Source organism: Nonomuraea jabiensis, from assembly GCF_014204795.1.
GTDB lineage: Bacteria > Actinomycetota > Actinomycetes > Streptosporangiales > Streptosporangiaceae > Nonomuraea > Nonomuraea jabiensis.
On sequence record NZ_JACHMB010000001.1, the window covers coordinates 11779965 to 11798222 of the forward strand.

The 18258-nt window shown below is 69.4% G+C and carries 18 protein-coding genes and 1 tRNA gene; 11 read left to right on the forward strand and 8 right to left on the reverse strand.

Features of this window, described 5'->3' with window-relative positions:
- Positions 1-70: 70 nt before the first annotated feature.
- Positions 71-229 carry a hypothetical protein gene (locus tag HD596_RS53785; protein WP_185077150.1) on the forward strand — a complete coding sequence of 53 codons (159 nt, stop codon included), beginning with the start codon at positions 71-73 and terminating at the stop codon, positions 227-229.
- Positions 230-253: 24 nt separating this feature from the next.
- Here HD596_RS53785 and HD596_RS53790 read toward each other — a convergent pair whose 3' ends face one another.
- Both HD596_RS53790 and HD596_RS53795 read right to left on the reverse strand, forming a co-directional pair.
- Positions 254-1120: an LLM class flavin-dependent oxidoreductase gene (locus HD596_RS53790; protein WP_185077151.1), complete on the reverse strand. Its 867-nt coding sequence runs from the start codon at positions 1118-1120 to the stop codon at positions 254-256.
- A gap of 73 nt (positions 1121-1193) precedes the next feature.
- Positions 1194-2213 carry an aldo/keto reductase gene (locus HD596_RS53795; protein WP_185077152.1) on the reverse strand — a complete coding sequence of 340 codons (1020 nt, stop codon included), beginning with the start codon at positions 2211-2213 and terminating at the stop codon, positions 1194-1196.
- 144 nt (positions 2214-2357) lie between these two features.
- Between HD596_RS53795 and HD596_RS53800 the strand changes: the two genes are divergently transcribed.
- On the forward strand, positions 2358-2951 hold the full coding sequence (locus HD596_RS53800; protein WP_185077153.1) for a TetR/AcrR family transcriptional regulator: 594 nt from the start codon (positions 2358-2360) through the stop codon (positions 2949-2951).
- A 151-nt stretch (positions 2952-3102) separates the two neighbouring features.
- Here HD596_RS53800 and HD596_RS53805 read toward each other — a convergent pair whose 3' ends face one another.
- Positions 3103-3717 carry a TetR/AcrR family transcriptional regulator gene (locus tag HD596_RS53805; protein ID WP_313047015.1) on the reverse strand — a complete coding sequence of 205 codons (615 nt, stop codon included), beginning with the start codon at positions 3715-3717 and terminating at the stop codon, positions 3103-3105.
- A gap of 49 nt (positions 3718-3766) precedes the next feature.
- Here HD596_RS53805 and HD596_RS53810 point away from each other — a divergent pair, with 49 nt between their 5' ends.
- From HD596_RS53810 to HD596_RS53830, 5 genes are all read left to right on the forward strand, one after another.
- Positions 3767-4717, forward strand: coding sequence for an NADP-dependent oxidoreductase (locus HD596_RS53810; protein ID WP_185077155.1), 951 nt, complete (start codon positions 3767-3769; stop codon positions 4715-4717).
- A 139-nt stretch (positions 4718-4856) separates the two neighbouring features.
- The gene (locus HD596_RS53815) at positions 4857-7163 is read left to right on the forward strand and encodes a hypothetical protein (protein ID WP_185077156.1); all 2307 of its coding nucleotides are present in this window, start codon (positions 4857-4859) and stop codon (positions 7161-7163) included.
- Complete coding sequence (locus HD596_RS53820; RefSeq protein ID WP_185077157.1) at positions 7160-7579, forward strand: hypothetical protein; 420 nt, start codon at positions 7160-7162, stop codon at positions 7577-7579. Before HD596_RS53815 ends, HD596_RS53820 begins: the two co-directional genes overlap by 4 nt.
- A complete protein-coding gene (locus HD596_RS53825; RefSeq protein WP_185077158.1) occupies positions 7576-9753 on the forward strand; it encodes a hypothetical protein in 2178 nt (725 codons plus the stop codon). Before HD596_RS53820 ends, HD596_RS53825 begins: the two co-directional genes overlap by 4 nt.
- 83 nt (positions 9754-9836) lie before the next feature.
- Positions 9837-10160, forward strand: a complete 324-nt coding sequence (locus HD596_RS53830) for a sensory rhodopsin transducer (RefSeq protein WP_185077159.1) — start codon at positions 9837-9839, stop codon at positions 10158-10160.
- A 3-nt stretch (positions 10161-10163) separates the two neighbouring features.
- Here the strand turns inward: HD596_RS53830 and HD596_RS53835 are convergent, their stop codons facing one another.
- Together HD596_RS53835 and HD596_RS53840 are read right to left on the reverse strand one after the other, a co-directional pair.
- Positions 10164-10532 carry a M48 family metalloprotease gene (locus tag HD596_RS53835; protein WP_185077160.1) on the reverse strand — a complete coding sequence of 123 codons (369 nt, stop codon included), beginning with the start codon at positions 10530-10532 and terminating at the stop codon, positions 10164-10166.
- A 700-nt stretch (positions 10533-11232) separates the two neighbouring features.
- Positions 11233-11394: a hypothetical protein gene (locus HD596_RS53840; RefSeq protein ID WP_185077161.1), complete on the reverse strand. Its 162-nt coding sequence runs from the start codon at positions 11392-11394 to the stop codon at positions 11233-11235.
- A gap of 684 nt (positions 11395-12078) precedes the next feature.
- On the opposite strand from HD596_RS53840, the gene HD596_RS53845 reads away from it, so the two are divergent.
- Both HD596_RS53845 and HD596_RS53850 read left to right on the forward strand, forming a co-directional pair.
- Positions 12079-12399: a GYD domain-containing protein gene (locus HD596_RS53845; protein WP_185077162.1), complete on the forward strand. Its 321-nt coding sequence runs from the start codon at positions 12079-12081 to the stop codon at positions 12397-12399.
- Between the two features lie 230 nt (positions 12400-12629).
- Complete coding sequence (locus tag HD596_RS53850) at positions 12630-12920, forward strand: tyrosine-type recombinase/integrase (protein WP_313047021.1); 291 nt, start codon at positions 12630-12632, stop codon at positions 12918-12920.
- A gap of 102 nt (positions 12921-13022) precedes the next feature.
- On the opposite strand, the gene HD596_RS53855 is transcribed toward HD596_RS53850, so the two are convergent.
- Positions 13023-13097 (reverse strand) — tRNA-Val (locus tag HD596_RS53855).
- A 538-nt stretch (positions 13098-13635) separates the two neighbouring features.
- Here HD596_RS53855 and HD596_RS53860 point away from each other — a divergent pair.
- Positions 13636-14052, forward strand: a complete 417-nt coding sequence (locus HD596_RS53860; protein ID WP_185077163.1) for an SsgA family sporulation/cell division regulator — start codon at positions 13636-13638, stop codon at positions 14050-14052.
- A gap of 34 nt (positions 14053-14086) precedes the next feature.
- Here the strand turns inward: HD596_RS53860 and HD596_RS63215 are convergent, their stop codons facing one another.
- Positions 14087-15715: an IS1634 family transposase gene (locus tag HD596_RS63215; RefSeq protein WP_185077164.1), complete on the reverse strand. Its 1629-nt coding sequence runs from the start codon at positions 15713-15715 to the stop codon at positions 14087-14089.
- A 65-nt stretch (positions 15716-15780) separates the two neighbouring features.
- Positions 15781-16392: a DUF305 domain-containing protein gene (locus HD596_RS53870; protein ID WP_313047023.1), complete on the reverse strand. Its 612-nt coding sequence runs from the start codon at positions 16390-16392 to the stop codon at positions 15781-15783.
- 120 nt (positions 16393-16512) lie between these two features.
- Between HD596_RS53870 and HD596_RS53875 the strand changes: the two genes are divergently transcribed.
- Positions 16513-17856: an LVIVD repeat-containing protein gene (locus tag HD596_RS53875; RefSeq protein WP_313047024.1), complete on the forward strand. Its 1344-nt coding sequence runs from the start codon at positions 16513-16515 to the stop codon at positions 17854-17856.
- Positions 17857-18258 lie beyond the last annotated feature (402 nt).

The window sequence follows — 18258 nt, forward strand, 5'->3', positions numbered from 1 at the left end:
ACAACCTCAGTGTTGGCGGGCAATTCTCAGAATTTGCTCAGAGAGGGCGTGTTTGTCGGGGTTGTCGCTGGTGGCGAGGGGGACGGCGGGCACGAACGTGATCGTCCGGGGACGACGAACGCGTGCGCGGCCTCGCCCGCGCCTGGCCAGGGCGACCGTCATGGACGGCGTCTTCGGCGGCCGCATCGACGACCGCGACCACGTCCTCGACGGCCGCTCTCCGCGCTGACCGGGCCGCGCGCCCGGGGCCTGCTCAGCGGCTGAGCTCGGATGCGGCTCGGGCCGGCGTGGCGATGAGCTCGTCGGCGACCCACCGCGCGACCCCGGCGGGGTAGGGAGCCGACAGCCCGAGGACGATGTGCCGGAAGCCGGCGTCGATCGCCTCGCCGATGGCGTCCCGGGTGATGTCGGGCTGGTCGTAGGAGACCGGCAGGTGGATCGAGCGGATGATCGAGGCGGGGTCGCGGCCGAGCTCGGTGCAGTAGCGGTCCAGCAGCCGGCTGCGGCGGACGACGTCGTCGATGTCGCCGCCGGGGATGTTCCACAGGTCGGCGTGCTCGGCGGCCACGCGCAGCGTCGGGCCCGAGCGCCCGCCGATGAGGATGGGCGGGTGGGGGCGCTGGACGGGCTTGGGGTTGCAGAACGCCCCGGTGAGCTGGAGGTAGGTGCCGTCGAAGTCGAACGGTTCGGGCTCGGTCCACAGCCGCCGGATCACCGTGCACGCCTCGGCGAGGCTCCCCACGGCGTGCGCGGTGTCGTGGAAGGGCAGGCCGTGCGCTTCGTACTCGCGCCGGGCCGAGGGCCAGCTGGGCCGCGAGCCGACGCCGATGCCGAAGTCGAGCCGTCCGCCGGAGACGATGTCGACGGTCGCGGCGATCTTGGCCAGCAGCGCGGGCGGCCGGAAGCGGTTGCTGGTCACGAGCAGGCCGAGGCGCAGTCGATGGGTCTGCGCGGCGAGGGCCGAGAGCAGGGTCCAGCCTTCGTACGTCGTGCCGTTGGGGTCGCCGAAGATGGGCAGCAGGTGATCGAACAGCCACGCGTGCTCGATCTCCGGGATCGTGTCCGCCTCGCGCCAGACCCGCAGGAGGTCCTGGTAGTCGACCTGCGACGGGGCGGTCATGATCCCGAAGCGGGGCCGGGAAGTGTGCAACACGGGAAGCCTTTCTGAGATTAACCGGAACGCCGTTCCGAGATCAGCGGCGCCGCAGTGACGAGTCGAGCAAGGAGGGCGGGGTGTCGTACTTCTCGTCCGGGGCCAGGTCGAGACCGGGCGCGACGATCGCGTCGATGGCGTCGAGCACGTCGGCGGAGAGCACCGTGTCGGCGGCGGCGAGGTGCGAGCGCAGGTGGTCCAGCGTGCGCGGCCCGATGATGGCGCTGGTCACGCCGGGGTGCGCGGTCACGAAACCGAGCGCGAGCTGGATCATCGTGAGCCCGGCCGCGTCGGCGACCTTCGCCAGCCGCTCGACCGCGTCGAGCCTGGCGCGGTTGGACGGGATGGAGGTGTCGAAGCGCTGCGGCATGAACGCCGAGCGGTTGGTGGCGATCTCCCGGCCTTCCCGGATCGCGCCCGACAGCCAGCCCGAGGCCAGCGGGCTCCACACCAGCACGCCGAGTCCGTACTGCTCGGTCACGGGCAGTACATGGCTCTCGATCCCGCGCTGCAGGATCGAGTAGCTGGGCTGCTCGGTGACGTAACGGCTCAGGTGGTGCTCGCGGGCGGCCCACTGGGCCTGAACGATGCGGTAGGCGGGGAAGGTCGAGGAGCCGAAGTAGCGAATCTTCCCCGCGCGCTGCAGGTCGGTCAGGGCCGACAGCGTCTCCTCGTCGCCGGTCGTCGGGTCCCACCGGTGGATCTGGTAGAGATCGACGTGGTCGACGCCGAGGCGGCGCAGGCTATTGTCCAGCTCGGTGACCAGCCAGCGGCGCGAGCTGCCCCGATGGTTGCGCTCCTCCCCCATCGGCATGCCCGCCTTCGTGGCCAGCACGATGTCGTCGCGGCGGCCGGCGATGGCCTTGCCGACCAGCTCTTCCGACTCGCCGTCGCCGTACATGTCGGCGGTGTCGATGAGGTTGATCCCGGCTTCGAGGGCGGCGTCGACGATGGCGGTGGCCTCGTCCTGGGTGGTGCGCCCGATCCTGCCGAAGTTCATCGCGCCGAGCACGAGAGAGCTGACCTGCACACCGGTACGGCCCAAGGTGCGGTACTGCATGAGCGTATTTCCTCCACTGCGGGTGATGCGTGACTTGGTTGCCAGGCTCCGGCTCTGACATCATGAGCAAGAGGAACCTTGTTCCACTTACGATAGGGAACACGGTTCCGTTTTGGCAAGCTCTGGAGTGGAGGGAACGGCAGGGTGGACGACAGCGGCGAGGGCGCGAGGCGCGCGGCCCCGCGCAAGCGGGCCGACGCCCGGCGCAACGAGAGGACGCTGCTCGACGCCGCCGCGGCGGTCTTCGTGACCTCGGGCGTCGAAGCGCCGGTACGCGACATCGCGGCCAGGGCGGGAGTCGGGGTGGCCACGATCTACCGCCACTTCCCGACGCGGTCGGAGCTCATCATCGCCGTCTACCGGCACCAGGTCGAAGCCTGCGCCGAGGCCGCTCCGACCCTGCTGGCGAGCGGCGTCACCCCGCACGCCGCGCTGGGGCGATGGATCAACCTGTTCGTCGACTTCCTGGTCACCAAGCACGGGCTGGCCGCCGTGCTGCGGTCCGACGACACCGGCTTCGACACGCTGCACGCGTACTTCCTCGACCGGCTCGTACCCGCCTGCGCCCAGCTGCTCGAAGCCGCGGCCGCCGCCGGCGAGATCCGTTCCGACGTGGATGCCTATGAGCTCATGCGCGGCGTCGGGAACCTCTGCATCGGCGCGGACAACGATCCCCGCTACGACGCCCGCCGGCTGGTCGAATTCCTCATCGCAGGACTGCGCCTGCCACGCCACTAGGTTCCTCTACGTCGACCTTCCCGCCTCGCATGCGGCAGTTGCTCCCCGCACTCGTTGCCCATCGGCCGAGCCGGGTCGACCGCGGCCTGAACCAGGCTCTACTGGAGCGTCACGCAGAGCTACTTGCGGCTGGGGACTCGCACCCGAGGCACTATTGAACGGCCGGCAGCAGCCGGACCGCCGGCGGAAGCGGCTCGCGGACGGGGTCGGCACGGAACGACTGGATCATCAGCGCTGCGAACCGGCGCGACGCCGCCGCTCGCCGCGCGGGTGACTCGGCGCGGATCCCCTCGTTCGCCATCATCGCCAGGATGAAGTCCTCCAGGACGAAGTCCGCCCGCAGGCCGCCCGCCGCCTTCGCACGCCGGACGAGCTGGACCAGCAGCCGGATCGTACGGTCGCGGTCAGCGGTGAAGTACGGCAGCCGCGAGGTGAACGCGCCAGACAGACCCCGGTCGAGCGCGTGCACCTCCATCAGCTTCTCGATCACCAGGCAGAACCCGCGCCACGGGTCGGCCTGCGCCAGACCTTCCTCGACGACCGCCGAGCACATGGCCATCGGCTCGGCGAAGACCTCGCTGAGCAACGCTTCCTTGGTGGGGAAGTGCCGGTAGACGGTGGCCGGGCCCACTTGCGCGCGCCGGGCGATCTCCCGGATCGGCACATCGAGGCCCTCGGCGGCGAAGGTCGCGCGGGCGACCGCGAGGATGCGCGCGCGGTTGTCACGGGCGTCCGAGCGCAGTTTCTGACTCACTTCAGCCGTCACCGCTCTCACTTTAGTCAAACGGACGGGGTGTTCCGTTACGGTGCGGCACATGAGAGCTGTTCAGTTTTCGGAGTATGGCCCGGCCGGCGTGGTGCATGTCGCCGAGGTCGAGGAGCCGCATGCCGGGCCGGGGACGATCCGCATCGCGGTGCGGGCGTCCGGATTGTCGACGGGAGAGACGTCCATCCGTTCAGGGAAGATGCGTGACGTGGTGCCTGTGACGTTCCCGTACCGGACCGGGTTCGACGCCGCCGGCGTGGTGGACGAGGTCGGCGACGGCGTCACGGGCGTCAGGGTCGGCGAGGAGGTGTTCGGCATGACCGCGACGACCGCGCGCGGCGCCAACGCCGATCACGCGGTCCTGGTCGCCTGGGCGCCGAAACCGGCCGTGTGGAGCTGGGAGGAGGCCGGCGGCGCCGCAGGCAGCGTCGAGACGGCCACCCGTGTGCTCGACCGGCTCGCGGTCGGCGCCGGGCACACCGTGCTGGTGCAGGGCGCGGCCGGCGGGGTGGGCACGGTCGCCGTGCAGTTCGCGGTCGCCCGTGGCGCCACCGTCATCGGCACGGCCGGGGAGCACAACCACGACTTCTTGCGCTCGCTGGGCTGCGAGCCGACGACGTACGGGGCGGGCCTGGTCGAACGGGTCCGCGCGCTGGCATCGGGCGGGGTGGACGCGGTGTTCGACTGCGCAGGTGGGGCGCTGCCCGACCTGATCGCCATCACCGGGAACCCGGCGCGCGTGGTGACGATCGCCCCCGACCTCACCGCGGCGGCCCTCGGCGTGCACCTGTCGCACGGCGCGCCGACCGGCGACACAGCGGCGGCCGTTGGAGCCGCCGACCCGCTGGCGGTGCACGGCCTCGGCATCGCGGTCGAGCTCGCCGGGCAGGGCCGGCTGCGGGTGCCGGTCGCGGCGGCGTTCCCGCTCACTGAGGTGGCTGCAGCGCACGAGCTGAGCGAGACCCGCCACTCTCGCGGGAAGATCGTGCTGGTGAACTGACCGGCCTTGCACGCCGTTGGAGTACGGAACGCGTCCAGCCGCAGGTTCGATCCGATGCCAATGAGGTCTTCGTTCTCATCAACGGCACAGCGCGCAATCTAGGCTCCTGGCCACACCCCCTGTCCCGTTGGAGGCCTCCATGTCCGGGCCTGATCAACTGATCGCCACGTCGCGGGCCAGGCTGGCGCGGGCCCGCTTCTGGACGCAGATGCTGATCCTGCTCGTACGCCCCGAATCCTCCGACCGCGGGCATGAAAGCGATGCACCCCCTCACGAACTGAACGACCGTCACACGCACGCCCGGAACAAGATACGGCGGCGCGGCGTGGTCTGGCTCGCCTACGGGTTCTCGGCGCGGAACCTGCTCAGGCTGCTGGCGCCCGCCTTGCTGGTGCTCCTGCCGATCGGCCTGCTCGCGGTGCCGGTGCTGTTCGTGCTCGTGGACGGGTCGGCGGCGGTGGTCAACGGCGACTTCGAGCTGGTCGGCAGGCCTGAGCCGCCGCTGCTGGAGTGGGCGGCGGCCGTGCTGGTCGTCTCGGTGGCCGGGCAGGCGGTGGCGCTGCCCGCGACGGTGGTGCTCGCCGCCGGGCTGCTGGTCGGCAAGAACGTCTCCATCTCCGGCGCGCTGCGGGCCGCGGCCCGGCGCTGGCCCGCGATGGCGGTGCTCGTCCTGGTCGGCGTGGTGGCGTGCACGGCGGCCCTGGCGGCCGGGCTCGGCGTTCTCGGGTGGACCGGGGCGCAGGGCCTGGCTTACGCGGTGATGGCGGTCCTGGCCCTGTTCGCGATGCCGTGCCTGCTGGCCGTGGCGTCCGTGGCTCTGGAGGGCCGGCCCGCGAAGGATGCTCTCGCGCGCGCCTACCGGCTGACGGCCGGCGCCTCGGGGGCGACCGCGTTCACGCTGGCCTTCGGCGTCGTGCTCCTCCCCGTACTGGCCGAGCAGGCGGCGAACTGGGCCGTGTCCGGGCTGCCCATCGCGCCGGCCGTGGCGGGCTACGTCATGGCACTGGTCGCCGTGCCGTTCCAGGCGGCGGTGATCGCCCGGCTGTTCCTGCACCGCCTGGTCATCAAGGGGACGATCGCCGAGTTCAAGGAGATCGTCGCCGGCCTGCCCGAGAGCGCGCCGCGCCCGGCCAGGCTCATGCCGGTGCTCGCGGGGCTCCTGCTGCCCGGCCTGCTGTACGGGGGCGCGGTGCTGGTCAACCCGCTCGGCTGGCCGGAGGTCTCGGAGGCGGCCGTCACGCGGACCTGGCCGCGCGACCCGGACGCCGAGGTGTTCGAGGAGGACGGGCGTTCCAAGCCGGAGCTCGGCGCGTCGCACCTGCAAGCCCTGTACGCGGGCCGGGGCGGACGCATGGTCATGCTCGTGGACGACTTCGACCCGGCGAAGCTGCTGACCTGCATGGACAGCACCTGCGCTCAAACCCGGCTCACCTGGCCCGAGCCAGTCGGCGCCGTCCCCGGGTACACAGCGGCCGGCGCCCGGCTGGCGGACGGCCGTCTCGTCGTCTCGACCTGGGCGGAGGAGGGCGCGGACGAAGACGGGACGGTAGTGGACGACGACAAATGGCGCGCCCGGCTCGGGCTCCTGCTCTGCGACGCGACAGCCTGCGTACCGGCCCCCGGCGGCCAGCCCATCACGGAGGTGACCTCGTCCAGGCAGGACAGGACGATCGCTCTCGCGGCACGGCCCGGCGGCGGCCTGCTGGTCGCCCAGTTCTACGAGCTCCCGTGGGGTGAGAGCGACCTCCCCGAGGAAGGGCTCTCGATCACCACCTGCGACGATCCGGCCTGCACCCGTCCGCACACGAAGGAGGTCGCCAAGCTTCCCGCCGACAAATACCGGGACGACAGCCGCGGCCTCATCGCGGGCGTGGGCCCCGACGACCGGCCCGTCGTGCTGCGGTTCGACCGCGAAACCGGCGCGGTCTTCGTGATCTCCTGCGACGACCCCGCCTGCGCCCGGACACGCACAGGGCGGCCCGCCCGAGGTTCGGCCTATTACTCCGACGGCCAAGCCGGCGCCGCCATGCTGGTCCGGGCCGACGGCCGGCCTCTGATCGCCTACCTGGACGTGAACGACGGCGCGATCAAGCTGCTCGACTGCCGCACCCGCGAGTGCTCGCAGGCCGGCACCACCACGCTCTCCGAACCCGGTCACAACACGGCGCCGGCGATGGTGCTGGACCGAGGCGGGCGAGTGCTGGTGGCCTACCAGGACCTCGACCGCGACCGGATCATCATCGCGACCTGCACGGGCACGGCCTGCGTACGAACCCCGGTCACGACGATCGCGCGCGGCGGCGGCCGCGGCCTGGCCATGGCGCTGGACGGCCGCGGCCGGCCGGTGATCGCCTGGACGGACTTCGGGGACTGGCACGACTGGGACCTGGTCGTCACCACCGCACTCAATCTCCCCCCGGATCAGGGAAGGCGGAATCCTCCGTGACCTTGCCACACCCCCCTGAACTGTTCGCCGCGCCGAGACCGGTCAGGCTGGCGCGGGCCTGCCTCTGGGTGCAGGCGCTGATCCTCCTCGTGCCGCTGATGACGCTGGTCCAGTACGTGCGGTGGGGGTCCGGGGAGCTCACCGGCCCCGTCCTCGTCGTGCTGGTCGTACAGTCGGCGGCGATCCTCGGGCTGTCCACCCTGTCCGTCATGATCACGAGTCGGCGCGACTGGGTGCGGCTGTCCGCGATCTGGCTCCAGGCACTGGTCGCGCTCCGCAACGTGAGCGCCATGTTCGACGACGGCGCGTTCTTCTGGGGCGCCCTGGGGCTTCTGGTGGCGAGCGTGGGAGCGACACAACTGCTCACCGAGCCCGCCCAAGCATGGTTCCACCTGCGAGGGCGGGAGAGACCATGAGCCGGCTGAGCGCTGAGGGGCCCGCCGTCCAGGACGACCGCCGTACCGACGCCTGGGGCGAGCTGCGGCGCGACGGTGTGATCTGGCTGGCCTACGCGTTCGCGGCCCGGCACCTGATCGGGCTGGTCGTGCCCGGCCTGCTGGTGTTCCTGCCGCTCGGCTTGATCGCCGTATCGGCGCTGGTCGTGGTCGTGAACGTGGACGGGCCGGCGGCGGTGGTCAACGGCGGGTTCGAGCTCATCGGTACGCCCGGCACGCCGTTGCTGGTGTGGTCGGCGGCGGTGCTGGTCGCCTCGGTGGCCGGACAGATGGTGGTGCTGCCCGCGACGGTGGTGCTCGCCGCCGGACGGCTGGCGGGCGAGAACGTCTCCCTCTCCGGCGCGATGCGGGCCGCGGCCCGGCGCTGGCCCGCCATGCTGGCGCTGGTCCTGGTCGGCGCGGTCGTGATCGGGGCGGACACGGCCGCCGGTTTCGGCCTCCTCGCGTGGAACGGGGCGCAGGTCCCGGCTTTCGCCGTGATGGCATTACTGCTCCTGTTCTCGCTACCGTGCCTGCTGGCCGTGCCGGGCGTGGTCCTGAAGAGGCGGTCCGCGAGGAGCGCGCTCGCCCTCGCCTACCGGCTGACGTCCGGCGCCCCCTGGGCGACCGCGTTCACGCTGGCCTTCGGCGTCGTGATCTTTCCCGTGCTGGCCCAGCAGGCGGTGAACGTGGCGACGTCCGGGACACCCATCGTGCGGATCGGGGCGAGCTGGGTTCTGGCACTGGTCGTAGTGCCGTTGCAGGCGACCGTGATCGCGCGCCTGTTCCTGCACCGCCTGGCCGCCAGAGGGATGACCACCGAGTTCAAGGAGATCGTCGAGAGCCTGCCGGCGGGCACGCCGCGCCCCGCCAGGCCCGTGCCGGTGCTCGCGGCGCTCCTCCTGCCGACCCTGCTGTACGTCGCCGCCGTGCTGGTCAACCCGCTGGGCTGGCTGGAGGTCTCCGAGACGGTCGTCACGGACGGCGTGTCACGCGCTCCGAGCCCGGACGCGGACGAGCGCTCGGAGCCCACGCTCGACTGGTCGGACCTGCGAGCCCTGTACGCCGGGCAGGACGGGCACCTGGTCATGGTCCTGGACGACTCACGCGAGGCGAAGCTGCTGACCTGCGCGGACAGCACCTGCACCCGCAGCCGGCTCGCCTGGGCCGAACCGCCCGCCGTCGACGGCGAGCAGAGAGCGGCCAGCGCCCGGCTGGCGGACGGCCGCGTCGCCATGACGACATGGGCGGTGGCCGAGCACTACCGATGGGTGTACGACGAGAACTGGCGCGCCCGGCTCGGGCTCCTGCTCTGCGACGCGACGGCCTGCGTACCGGCCCCCGGCGGCAGGACCCTCGCGGAGGTGACGTGGAGCGGCCGGAACAAGGTGGTCGCCCTGGCGGCGCGGCCGGGCGGCGGCCTCCTGATGGCCCAGCTCCACGGGCTGTCGAAGAAGGAGAACGACGCCGACAAGGAGGTGCTGTCGCTCACCGCCTGCGACGATCCGGCCTGCGCCCGTCCACGCACGAGGGAGGTCGCCAAGGTGCCCGTCAACACGTACACGGGCGGCGGGCGCGACCTCATCGCCGGCGTGGACCCGCAGGACCGCCCCGTCGTGCTCCGCCTGGATCACGACAGCGGCGCCATCCACGTGGTCTCCTGCGACGACCCCGCGTGCGCGCGGGCGCACGTGGAGCAGCCCGTCGGGGATGATTCGTCCGGTTACCCGCTCGACCGCCGCAGCCGGCCCCGCGCCGCCATGGCCATCCGCGCCGACGGCCGCCCGCTGATCGCCTACCGGGACATGGCCGACGGCGCGATCAAGCTGCTCGACTGCCGCACCCGCGCATGCGCGCAGGCCGACACGGCCACGCCGGCCGCGGCCGGTGAGCGCCACGCGGGACTGGCGATGGTGCTGGACCGGGCCGGGCGAGCCCTGGTCGCCTTCCAGAACCTCGACCGCCAACAGATCGTCATCGCCACCTGCACGGGGACGCGCTGCACCCGGACCCCCGTCACGACGATCCAGCGTAAAGGCGGCTACGGTCTGGCCATGGCGCTGGACGGCCGCGGCCGGCCGGTGCTCGCCTGGGTGGACTTCGGGGGCGGGGACGACTGGGACCTGGTCGTCACCACGCCACTCACCCTCCGATGACGCAAGGAGCCGGCGACCTCTGAGATAGATCCAGGCTTCCCGGGGTAGCGGACGACTGCCGCACCATCAGACGGGAGTCGCACATGAGCACCATGGTAGGGAACTGGAAAATGGCGATCACCGACGGATGCATGCCCGGCGACCAGCTCAGCCTGCTCAACGTCAGCTCCGCCAGCGCCCACGTCGAGCTCACGTTCTGCACGGAGGGCGGGCAGCCGTTGGGACCGTTCCGCTTGACCATTCCCCCGCAGCGCACGCAGTCTCCGATCCTGGAGGACCTGGTCGGTTCCGACCTCCCGTCCCCGAGCCTGCCGTATTCCGTCGTGGTGGTGTCGGACGCCCCAGTGCTCGTACAACCTCACCCTGCCGGCCAGAACGCGCCGAAGGTGCGGCCGTCGGCGGCCTGACCGTCATCGTCCATCATGATCGCGGGCGGCCTGGCGACGACGTTCGAGCTCCTCGTCCGGGACCGCGGCCACCGTTGCCTGCAGTTCGTCCCACAGATCCGAGGCCCCCAAGACGACCGCGCTCGGCTCCAGGAACCCCTCGGCCGACGGCGAGCGGGTGGTCAGCGCATCGAGCATCGAGACCGTGGCCCGGGAGCCCGCCACCCGCGCGCCCAGCTCGTCAGCCCGGTATTCGGCACGCTGCGACGAGCGGCGCAGCAGCAGCTCCAACGCGAAGATGAGTGCCCGTACGGGAAGAGCCGCCAGCGCCAGCAGGGCCTGCGCGAAGAGATCGGCCAGACCGTCGTCCTCATGCCAGTCGAACCTCGCCACTCCACGAAGCTCCCTGAGGGCGGGCCTGTTCACCGCCGTCCGACTATGAGGGCCGACAGTATTTCGCTTTGCCGTCCTCGATCCCTCTTCCCCATCCCAGCATGTAGCCATCGCTGTAGCCGACTCCGTAAGCACCCGATGGCCATTGCGGCCAGCCCACGGTGTCCTCACAGTGCTTCAAAGCCTGCGCCTGTCCTTCCCGGTACCCCTCGGAGATCCCCTTGCTGTAGCCCTCCTGGTACGGCGAGGGAGAAGGAGGGGCTGCTGCGGTCGCTGGAGCGACGTGCATCTCCATGGGAGGGCCGGCTGCGGCCTGTGTCGCAGTGGACGTGGCGAGAGTCGCGAAGAACGCTACTCCGAGGATGATCGAGCGCCGTTTGTTCTGCATGGATGTCTCCTCTTCTCGGGATCAGAGACATGTGCGTTCCACCCCATCGTTACCGGGGCCCCCGTCGCCGCGCCGTGACACTGGCGTGATGTCGATGACCACGCATCGTGCAGCAGATCAATCCGCCCTTCGCAGTCCCGCCACTTCCCCAGCCCTGTGATGCGTAGAGGCTTGCGTGGGGCAAGGCCGAGCTTGGACGCGCGGTCTGGCCGAGACCCAACGCTTGGAACTCTGAGATCTTCAAGGTGTGCTTGCACGCCGCGCACTTCGTGACGTGATCTCGGGTGGAGGGCTCGTCGAGGTCAAGGAGGTTCACGTCTCCACCGTGGTGTCGTCGCGCTCCGCCTTGATCCGCTTCTCGGCGACCTCGTTGACTGGTGTTCCTGGCCCTGTTGTGATGCCGCGAGCATGGCAGCAGCCGGCGCAGCGGGGCGTGAAGAAGCGGGAGAACATGCCTGCGTAGGTGAGGGCCAAGTTGGCGTCCAGTCGGGATGGTCCAACGAAGACTTGATATGACGCACGGTGTGCCGCAGTGTCCAGAGCCAGCATTCCCCGAAAATCGTCTTCGTCTTGACGATCCGTGATAACACCCGCCGCTCGTCGTCACTACGCACGTAAGAGCGCGCTGACTCGACCTCCCCGCCTGGAACGCCACGTGCGTAGTGACGGTCGCATCACCCACGAGCCTCATGTTTCTTGCCGCACCCTGGAACTTCGCAGACATCCCGGAAACCGCGGATCTCCACAGGTCCGGGGCCTCGTGTCAGGCGCCAACGCGTGTAGTCGCGCCACCTACTCGGCGACTGGCGGCGGTTTTGGGTGACGCGTGGAACCTCCGGGCCGGAGCTGACCATGATGACGGGCAGCTCGGGTAAGCCGATGAGTTGAGGTCACCTTGAACGTGCCGATGTCGGAGACGGCGTCGTGCGTCTGCCAGTGCGGGCCCTGCCGGTGCCAGGCGTTGAGGACGCCATCGACGTCCAGCCGGATCAGCGGGCGGAGGTCTTCAGGCATCGGTCTTCTCTTCAGGTAGGGGCGGCAGGGGGAAACCAGGACCGCCAGTGGGATTACCTTCATCCGCAGCCGAGAACGCCGTCCTCATGACTGCGGTTGCCGCTCTCCAGCGTGAGGTGGCGCCACGAGAAGAGGAGCTCGACCATGCCCAAGTACCTGCTGCAATCCACCTACACCACAGAAGGCTTGCGCGGGCTGCTGCGAGACGGCGGCACCGCACGTCGGCAAGCGGTCGAGCGCCTGGCGGAAAGCGTTGGCGGGCGAGTCGAGCAGATGTATTTCGCGTTCGGAGAGACGGACACGTTCGTGATCATGGATCTGCCGAGCAATGCGGCCGAAGCTGCTTTGGGCCTCGCAGTGTCGGCGTCCGGGGCTGTGCGGACAAACACGATCGTCCTGCTGACACCGGAGGAGATCGATGAGGCCACGCGGATGGAGGTGGCATACCGGGCTCCCGGCGCGTGACAGCAGAGCGATCGCTGGCGCGGTCCGCTCATCGCTCCAAGAGCGGGAGCCGGTCACGAGGACCCGGAACGGGCGGGCTTCTGCCGGGATAGGGTTCGGCTCTCGGTCTGCGCAAATCGCGGCGCATGCTGGAACTGCCCAGGCTGGCGGCGCAAGCCCTCCGGCAACACCACGCCCGCCAAGCCGCCCACAAGCTCAAGGCCGGCGAGGCATGACAAGATCACAACCTGGTGTTCTGCACGAGCGTCGGCACCCAGCTCGACGCGTCAAACGTGCGACGGGCATTCCGCAAGATCACCAAGGAAGCGGGGATCGGATCCGCCTGGACGCCCCGCGAGCTGCGTCACTCGTTCGTCTCCATCATGAGCGACCAGGGCGTACCCATCGAGACCATCGCCGATCCCGTCGGGAACGCGGGCACCAGCGTCACGAAAGCGGTCTACCGGCTGCAGCTCAGGCCGGTGATCACCAAAGGTGCCCACACGATGAACATCATCTTGGGCGACAGCCGACACGGGTAGAGAGTCCGAGTGAGATGGCTCCCCGATTGGCTCCCATCGACTTCCAGACACGAAAAATGGGGCTCCGGATCTCTCCGAAACCCCGTCTCACCTGCATCTTCGTGGTGGGCGATACTGGGATCGAACCAGTGACCTCTTCGGTGTGAACGAAGCGCTCTCCCGCTGAGCTAATCGCCCGCCCTGCCGGTCCCTCGCGGTGCCGACGGGGAAAACCATACCGCACTCTGGCACCTGCTGGCGAAGCGAAGCGATCGGGCGGTGGATGCAGGGTGGAGGCGAGGTGGTTCGCAGGTGGCTGTGCGGTTGCTCTGGGGTTGCTGAGGGGAGGATCGGGGGAGGTTCCGGGGTGAGGACGACGGGGCGGTGGGAGGGATTCAGGTGAAACGCGGCGGTTGCCCACCGGCGGGGTGGGTCGGTGGCATACCATCGTCCTGTTCCGTTAGGCACCGATCGCGATCTTTTGGTGAGAAACGTTCATGGTCGGGGTGGCGGGACAGGCTCCACAACGCGCAAAACCCTCGTAAATACGACCCGATTTGATCACGTTTAGCCTGGTAGATGCCTAAATGTCCAGCTGTGATGTGCGTTACAGAAGGCCCCTGGAGCGGAATCTTTCCTACAGGTTTCTTCGTTCCGCGTCATAGCTCAGGACGAAGTCCGTCAGAGCAGTGAAAGCCCCGAAGAGGGGACCTACGACAAAAAGGTTTGGCTGACGATGCACAGCACCACCGTCTCCGCCGAGCTTGGCCTTCGGCTTGTGGTCCCCGACCGTACTACCGTCCCCCTGCTCGCCGGACTGAGTTACACAGCCGACGATCCTTACGCCATACGCATGGCCTTCCACGTGGGGAATGACGAGCCGGTCGAGTGGATCTTTGCTCGCGAACTGCTCACTGTGGGCATCGTGAGGCGTGTCGGCGACGGCGACGTGCAGGTGTGGCCCGCGCGTGCCGATGGCGAGCGCACGCTGCACATCAGCCTCACGTCCCCGTTCGGGCAGGCGCTCTTCGAGGTGCCGCTGGCCCCGCTCACGGAGTTTCTCCACCGTACGTACGAGAAGGTCCCCGCGGGCCGTGAGACGGACTACATGGACCTCGACGCCGAGCTGACCAATATGCTCTGGCCCTCCTGACCCGCTAGCCCCGTTTTCCGCATGTGAGCGATCTTCAGCGGAGGTCTCGTGGATCGATGTCGAGGAGGTCCAGGAGATGGAGTTGAAGATCGGTGGGTTGCGGGATGGTCGGGGGTGACTGCCCGATGCCCGGGATCAGCCGGATGCCGGCCAGCGCGTCCAGGACGAGCTTGCCGGTGGGAACGGCGGGCCTGCCGGCGTACAACCCGTCGACCTTGGTCGCTCCGCGGGCGGCCAGTGCGAGGCGGACTTGGCGTTCGATCAGGCAGAAGATGAGCAGGGCCAGGCAGATGACGGTGATCAGCGCGTTGATGCGGCGGTTGTTCTTGAGGTACAGGTTGGTGACGGCCAGCGGGCCTTTGAACGCCTGGTAGCGGCGCTCGACGGCTTCCTGGCCTTTGTAGTGGCGCAGCACTTGTTCGGTATCGGCCTGACGTGGGTCGAGGTTGGTCAGCAAGGCGTACCAGCCGTCGGTGGCGGCTTCAGCGTCCAGGGCGTGGGCGTCGAAGTGCCAGGCGAGGGTGGGCTTGCCGGTGAGCCGGTCGGTGCCGGTCTCAGCGGTCAGGTAGGCGCTCACCCGGCGGGCGCGGCCGATCGCGGTGATCCGGTCGGTGACCGCCTGCTCGTCGGGATAGTGGCGGCTGCCCAGGCCGCGTTCCAGCCGGACCAGATCTTCGCGAGCCCGATCCAGCTTCTTGGCCCGGGCGCTGGCGGCCGCCTGGGCGCGGGCCGAGGAATGCACGAAGATGCGCCGCAGCCTCAGCACCGGGTCGTTCTTGCGCGGCCCGGCCAGCGTCATGGTGTCTTCGTGCACGTGCCAGACGCCGCGCCGGTCGGCGCTCTTGCCGGCGTCGCGGGCGGCGATGTAATCCACCGGCCGGGCCGTGGCCAGATCGAGGCCGGCCAGCGTCTGGGCGCTGATGAACATCTTGGAGGCGGGGGCGATGAAACCCACCTCATCGGCGATCATCGCGGCCAGGTTGGCGTAAGAGATCAGCTTGGAATCGCCGACCATGAGGACCTGCTGCGGGCCGGCCAGCCGTTGCAGGGCCTGCATAGCGCCGATGACCTGGGCCACTTCCCCTGCGGCGCCGTCGTAGGCACGGTGAAAGACCGGGATCGCGCCGTCGGAGCTGACGGCGATCCCGCTTTGGATCTGCTTCAGATCCGGCCGCCGGTCCTTGGGATGACCGAACCTGGGTCGTGCGAAGCCGGACTCGGCATCGTCGTAGTCGCCGTGCAGCGAGATCGAGGTCATGTCCCAGTGCAAGCGGGTCACGTCGATACCGAACGCCTCGATCGCGGCCAGCCCGACCGATCCGACGAGCTGATCCAGATGCGGGGCGATGGCATCCAGAGCACGCCCGATCCGGTCATCGTTCAGCAACTCGGGCTCGACGCCGAACGCCTCACCCACCGCCCACTGCCTGGCCCATGCCTGGACGTGCACCAGCGGAGCGGGCGAGGTCAGCCGGTTGGCCACCAGCACCTCGATCACCTGGCCATGAGTCAGCTCTGCGGTATCGCGTACGGGGCAGGCCGCATCCACCAGCTCCCGGATCCGCAGCCGGGAGCAGAACCCTGCCACCACCGGTAACGCTCCCAGTATCTTCTCGACACTGGCCCGACCCCACTCCGCGCGCTGTCTCACCAGCCAGGTCATACCGCGACAACGATCACCACAGCAACCCAGCGATCTTCAAACAACCTCACATGCGGAAAACGGGGCTAGCCAGGCAGCGTTTCCAGGACTTTGCGCATGCGGGCGATCTCGATGCTCTGACCCGAGTACACGTCCTTCGCCATCAGCCGCATGCGCTGGTCCCGGCCGGTGGCCAGCTCCTCCCCCGCCATCTTGACCGCTCCCTCGTGGTGCCTGGTCATCAGCTGCAGGAACATGCGGTCGAAGGCCGCCCCCTTGCTCGCGCGCAGCGCGTTCAGCTCCTCGGGCGTCGCCATGCCGTACCCTGCCGCCTGGGTGTGCGTGTGACCGTCCGGGGCGGAGCGGCCGAGCTCGGCCAGCCAGCTCGTCATGGCCTTGATCTCCGGGGTCTGGGCGGCGGTGATCTGGCGGGCGAACGCGCGGATGGTCTCCGTGGTCGTACGGTCGTTCACCAGTGAGGTCATCTCCAGGGCCTGGCGGTGGTGGGGGATCATGGCCTCGGCGAAGCGCACGTCCGAGGCCACCGTCGGCCTGGGCGTCTGCCCGACCCGCTCCCCCGGCGTCGCGGTACGGCCCGGCGCCCCGGGACTCCCCGGCACGAGCACCGGCGCCCCCGTGCCCACGGGGGAAGGACCGGCGGGCTCCTGAGAGCAGGCGGCAAGGACGATTGTGGTCACAACTGTGATGAAGACCGCACGCGGGCGCGTACCCACTGACATAGCTTCCATAGTGAACTACGAGACAAAGGGGAATGCGCGTTGATCTCTGCCAAGTTGCGCGGAGCGTTGTTGTGTACGGTGCTGCTGTTAACCTCGGCCTGCGCCGCGGGACAGACGGCGTCCGGGGCCTCGACGCCCGACACCTCCACGCAGAAGACCAGCGCTCCAGCCGGCAAACCGTCCTCCACCAGTGACGTGATGACGAGCGACAACGTCAAACTCGTCGCCCAGATGCCCCGGCCCGCCCCGCTGAACGGCCGGGACGACATCAACACCGACCTGGCGTTCCAGGGTGACTACGCGTTCGTGGGAAACTTCGGCGGGTTCGCGATCTACGACATCAGCAACCCGACCAAACCTCAGCTGGTGAGCACGGTGTCCTGCCCGGCCCAGCAGAATGACGTCTCCGTCTACGGCGACCTGCTCATCCTGTCGATCGACGAGCCGCGCGACGGCGAGGGGTGCGACTCGAGCGAGGGCAGCCGGGACTGGGAGGGGCTGCGCATCTTCGACATCAGCGACAAGAAGAGCCCCAAGTATCTGAGCGCGGTCAGGACCGACTGCGGCTCGCACACGCACACGATGGTCCCCGCCGGGGAAACGCTCTACGTGTACGTCTCCTCGCCCGGCCCCGAGCCCGAGTCGAAGACCTGCCCCCCGCCCCACGAGCTCATCCAGATCGTAGAGATCCCGACCAAGTCGCCTCAGTCCGCAAAAATCGTGGCGAAGCCGGATATCTTCCCTGAGCGGCAGCACTCCGAGCTCGCCTCCGGCTGCCACGACATCACCGCGTACCCCGAGAAGAAGCTGGCCGCGGCCGCCTGCTTCGGCGACGGCGTGCTCCTCGACATCTCCGACCCGGTCCATCCGAAGGTGCTCCAGCAGATCACCGACACGGAGAACTTCCAGATCTGGCACTCGGCGACGTTCAACAACGATGCCACGAAGGTCGTGTTCAGCGACGAGCTGGGCGGCGGCGGCCAGGCCACGTGCGACAAGAACACGCCGCGCACGAAGGGCGCGGACGCCGTGTACGACATCGTGGGCGGCAAGCTGGAGCGGCGCGGATACTTCAAGATCCCCCGGGATCAGCAGGAGAACGAGAACTGCGTGGCCCACAACGGCTCCCTGATCCCGGTGCCGGGCAAGGACATCATGGTGCAGTCGTGGTACCAGGGCGGGGTGTCGATCTGGGACTTCACCGACTCGGTCAACCCGAAGGAGATCGGCTACTTCGAACGTGGGCCGTTCCCGGGTGGCGGCATCGCCGGGTCGTGGTCGGCGTACTACTACAACGGGTACATCTACTCCAGCGACATCATGGCGGGGCTGGACGTCCTGGAGATCAACGACCCTCTCACTGATCCGGCCAAGAAGGTCAAGATGGACGACTTCAACGTCCAGACCCAGAAGTCGTACTGAGTCGGGGGGCTGCGTAGTCGGCCGCTCCCCCGGGCGCCGTCCCTCGCGGGCTGTCCCTCTTGTCCGCGCTGAGGCCCCGTCTGGGGCACCGTCTGGGGCACCGTCATCCCGTGACGATGCCCGCCGGGTGAGGGCAATGGCCTGGTCGGTGGGCGTCGAGTGAGGGTGGCGGGCCGGTCGGTCGCCGCCGGGTCAGGGTGGCGGGCCGGTCGGTCGCCGCCGGGTCAGGGTGGCGGGCCGGTCGGTCGCCGCCGGGTCAGGGTGGCGGGCCGGTCGGTCGCCGCCGCATGAGGGCGGTTGGGCGATCGGCGCCAGGTGAGGGGAGCGGGTCGGTCGGTCCGTCGCCGCGTGCGGGTGGCCAGCCGGTCCGTCGCCGCCAGGGTGGGGCAGCGGGGCAGTCGG

Excerpts from the sequence above, each read along its gene's own strand:
- HD596_RS63215 (WP_185077164.1), bottom strand. The coding sequence starts at position 15,715 with ATGACCTGGCTGGTGAGACAGCGCGCGGAGTGGGGTCGGGCCAGTGTC.
- HD596_RS53815 (WP_185077156.1), top strand. The coding sequence starts at position 4,857 with ATGTCCGGGCCTGATCAACTGATCGCCACGTCGCGGGCCAGGCTGGCG.
- HD596_RS53790 (WP_185077151.1), bottom strand. The coding sequence starts at position 1,120 with ATGACCGCCCCGTCGCAGGTCGACTACCAGGACCTCCTGCGGGTCTGG.
- HD596_RS53830 (WP_185077159.1), top strand. The coding sequence starts at position 9,837 with ATGAGCACCATGGTAGGGAACTGGAAAATGGCGATCACCGACGGATGC.
- HD596_RS53825 (WP_185077158.1), top strand. The coding sequence starts at position 7,576 with ATGAGCCGGCTGAGCGCTGAGGGGCCCGCCGTCCAGGACGACCGCCGT.
- HD596_RS53810 (WP_185077155.1), top strand. The coding sequence starts at position 3,767 with ATGAGAGCTGTTCAGTTTTCGGAGTATGGCCCGGCCGGCGTGGTGCAT.
- HD596_RS53845 (WP_185077162.1), top strand. The coding sequence starts at position 12,079 with ATGCCCAAGTACCTGCTGCAATCCACCTACACCACAGAAGGCTTGCGC.
- HD596_RS53860 (WP_185077163.1), top strand. The coding sequence starts at position 13,636 with ATGCACAGCACCACCGTCTCCGCCGAGCTTGGCCTTCGGCTTGTGGTC.
- HD596_RS53795 (WP_185077152.1), bottom strand. The coding sequence starts at position 2,213 with ATGCAGTACCGCACCTTGGGCCGTACCGGTGTGCAGGTCAGCTCTCTC.